The following is a 2,914-nucleotide window of genomic DNA, read 5'->3' on the forward strand; positions in this document are numbered from 1 at the left end:
CTGCGCCGAGATGGCCATGCCAGAACCAGGCGATGCCCTCGTGCGGGCGTTCCCAATCAACCAGGCCCATGCGGATCGCGGCCTCGTCCCAGCGCCCCGCCTGCAGATCGTCGGAGCGGATCAGCGCATGGCTGAGCGCGCCGCCGACATCCATGTCGAGCGGATCGAGCCCGTCGTCCATCTCGATCGCCGAGGGCAGCATGCCCGGTGCGGCGTGATAGCGCACATGATCGATCACCAGATCACGATCGTGCGCGGCAAAACCGAGCGCGATGCCGTCGCTCCGCTCGACATGCCACAGCATCGCGATCGTCTCGAGCGGACGGTCGAACCAGCGCGTCCTCATGTCGCCTCGCGGATCTCGACCAGCGGCACCGATGCCGCCTCGCCCGCCGCGAAGGTGGCCGCGCCCACGCTCAGCGCGTCAGTGGCAAAGCGCACGGGCACATCGAACAGAAAGCCTGCGCGCACTTCGGCACCGGGTGCGGGCGGCGACGCGAAGCGGATGATGCCGCCGGGCTGGAGCGTCCAGCCGGAGACGGCCGCGCCGTCCACCGATACCAGCACCGAGCCCGTGACCGGACGGGTAATCCGCCGCTGCTGGCCGTCGGGCGGGTCGCCATAGCTTTTCACCAGCGCGAACTCCGACCGTACGCCATCGCCCTCGCCCAGCAGCTGATCGGCATGATGCGGCGGCGTGTTGGCCTCGGCCAAGCTCCAATCGAGCGGGTCGCGCAGCCGAAAGCCCCGCGCCGCACCGCGCCTGGCGCGGAAGAAGGCGATCAGCTCGGCGCAATCCGCCTCCGACCGGATGCCAGGCCCGACATCATAGCTCAGGCTCGCATCGGCCCAGAGGCTGTTGCGCGTCTCGTGCCCGCTCACCGACTGGAAGACCTGGGTCGAAAAGCGGCTGGTGCATTCCGCCTCGCGGCCGATGGCGAGCGGAAACAGCACATCGTCAAAGGCCTGCATCGCAGCATCTCCCTCGCTGGCCAGATCGAAATAGGTGAAGCCGTCGCGCGTGACCTGGGGCAGCGCCCAGATGAGGATTTCGGGCACCCCGCGTTCCCTGGCCAGCTCCGCCGCGCGCGCGATGTTCGCCCAGACGGCCTTCTGTTCGGGAAGCAGCACGAAGCCGCTCATGTAGTGCTGCTGCGCCAGCGGATAGCCGAGCCGCTGCTGCATCACGGCGAGCCCGGCCTGCTGCTGGGCAAAGCGCCCCTCGATCACCCAGTCATAATCCTCGAGCTGGAGCACATCGAACGCGGGCCAGGCCCAGCCGACCGGCACATTGGCGCGCCGCGCCTCGGGCGCTGCAGCGTCGAGCACGGTGGGGAGGTACACCAGCACCAGAGATTCGACTGGCTGCGGCGCGACCGCATCGCGAACCGCATCGACCAGCGCCAGAGTCGAATCTGCCAGCATCGCGCCGGCCTGGTCGAGCATCGCGCGCTGCGCAGCGTTCATCGAGGCGCGGATTGTCGGGATCGAGACGAGCGCCGATCCGAGGGCGGCGCGCGCGGCATCGTCATACAGGCAGATGCGCCCGTCGGGCATGATCCACCACCATGGTTCGCCGACCTGGAAGCGCACCGGCAGGCCGGCTTCCGCCAGGATCTGGGCGAACGCTGCACCGACCGCCTGCAGATAGGCCATGGCCTCCGGATTGGCCGGGCTGAGCAGGGTCGAGGGCGGAACCCAGCCGGTCAGCGCGGGATCGCCATTCTCCGCGCGCTGCTTCCAGTCCGCCGGACAATGCGCGTCGAACAGCTCGTAGGACAGCGACAGGATCGGGCTGAGGCCGAAGCGCTTCGCCTCCTGCGCCAGACTGCGGTGCCAGGCGGCGCAGGGCGGGTTGATCGCGCCGCCTGTGGTGGTCACCAGCAGATCCCCGCCGCTCTGCGCCAGCGAGAAATAATGGCTCATCCCGACATAATGGTTGATCGACCCGCGATAGCCCAGGCCGATGATGTTGCGCACGATCCGCGCGGGCGTGAGGTTGAAGCTGTCGTCATAGGCGGTCGCCATCGAAAGACCATGCGGCGGCACGAGCACGTCCCCGATCTCGAGCACCGCGCCCGCGCCATCGCAGGACATGCCGGTCAGTTCGACCCAGCCATGGGCCGGCGCCTCCAGCGCGCCCGGACTGGTGTCATAACCCGGCGGGACCAGCGAAATGAACATGCGGTCGATATCCGCCGCATGCACCGGGTCCGCCTCGCCGGGCAGCACAAAGCCGCCCGACAGTGCCGAAAAGGGCAAGGTGACCAGAGCATCCTCGGGCGTGCCGACGGCATAGTTCCACAGCCGGACATACCAGCTGCGCGGCGTACCGGCACTGTCGCGCCCTTCGATGGTCAGCGTCGGACCATGCACCGCGTCGAGCAGCTTGATCCCCGACGAGCGCCAGTGGAACCGCAGCGTGGTGCGGCGATAGTCGCGCCCGGTCGCATAGGCGAGCAAGGGGTGATCGAACCGGTCCTCGCTCTCCCAGATCAGCCCGGCAAGCGCATCGCGATCGTGAAACTGCAGATCGACCCGCAGCGCATCGGCCTGCGTCGTGACGACCGACGCCATCATCGGGCGGGGAAAGTTGACCGTCCAGAAGCGCGGATCGAAGCGCTGGATATGGCTCGACATCTGGTCACGGCGCGCATCGCACAGCCAATAGGCCATGGTTCAATCCTCCATCAGCGCGCGGCGCACCGCGCGCGCGACCTGACGGCTCGAGGCCTGCATGGCGGCGGGTGAGGCCTGGGCTGGAGCGTTGATGCTGATCGAGACACGCACGTCGCGTCCGCCCCCGCCGCCACGCGGTTCGACCCGGCCATAGCCCTGCGGCACGAACAGTTCGGGTCCGCGCTCCCCCACGAGATAGGGCCGGCCCGCTGTGACCGGCCCGCCGGTGGCGCGG

2 protein-coding genes and 1 pseudogene are annotated in these 2,914 nt (G+C 68.7%); all 3 read right to left on the reverse strand.

Going from position 1 to position 2,914, the window contains the following annotated elements; genetic code table 11:
* Positions 1-346 (reverse strand): DUF2163 domain-containing protein (locus DM995_RS20400; protein WP_116970871.1); only part of this gene is annotated, 346 nt, incomplete at its 3' end.
* Positions 343-2,676, reverse strand: a complete 2,334-nt coding sequence (locus DM995_RS20405) for a DUF2460 domain-containing protein (RefSeq protein WP_116970872.1) — start codon at positions 2,674-2,676, stop codon at positions 343-345. The genes DM995_RS20405 and DM995_RS20400, both read right to left, overlap by 4 nt.
* A 3-nt stretch (positions 2,677-2,679) precedes the next feature.
* Positions 2,680-2,914, reverse strand: a pseudogene (locus tag DM995_RS20410) (tail tape measure protein); the annotation flags it as partial.

Origin of the sequence: Blastomonas sp. UPD001, from assembly GCF_003426715.1 — a bacterium.
In the GTDB taxonomy this organism is placed as follows: domain Bacteria; phylum Pseudomonadota; class Alphaproteobacteria; order Sphingomonadales; family Sphingomonadaceae; genus Blastomonas.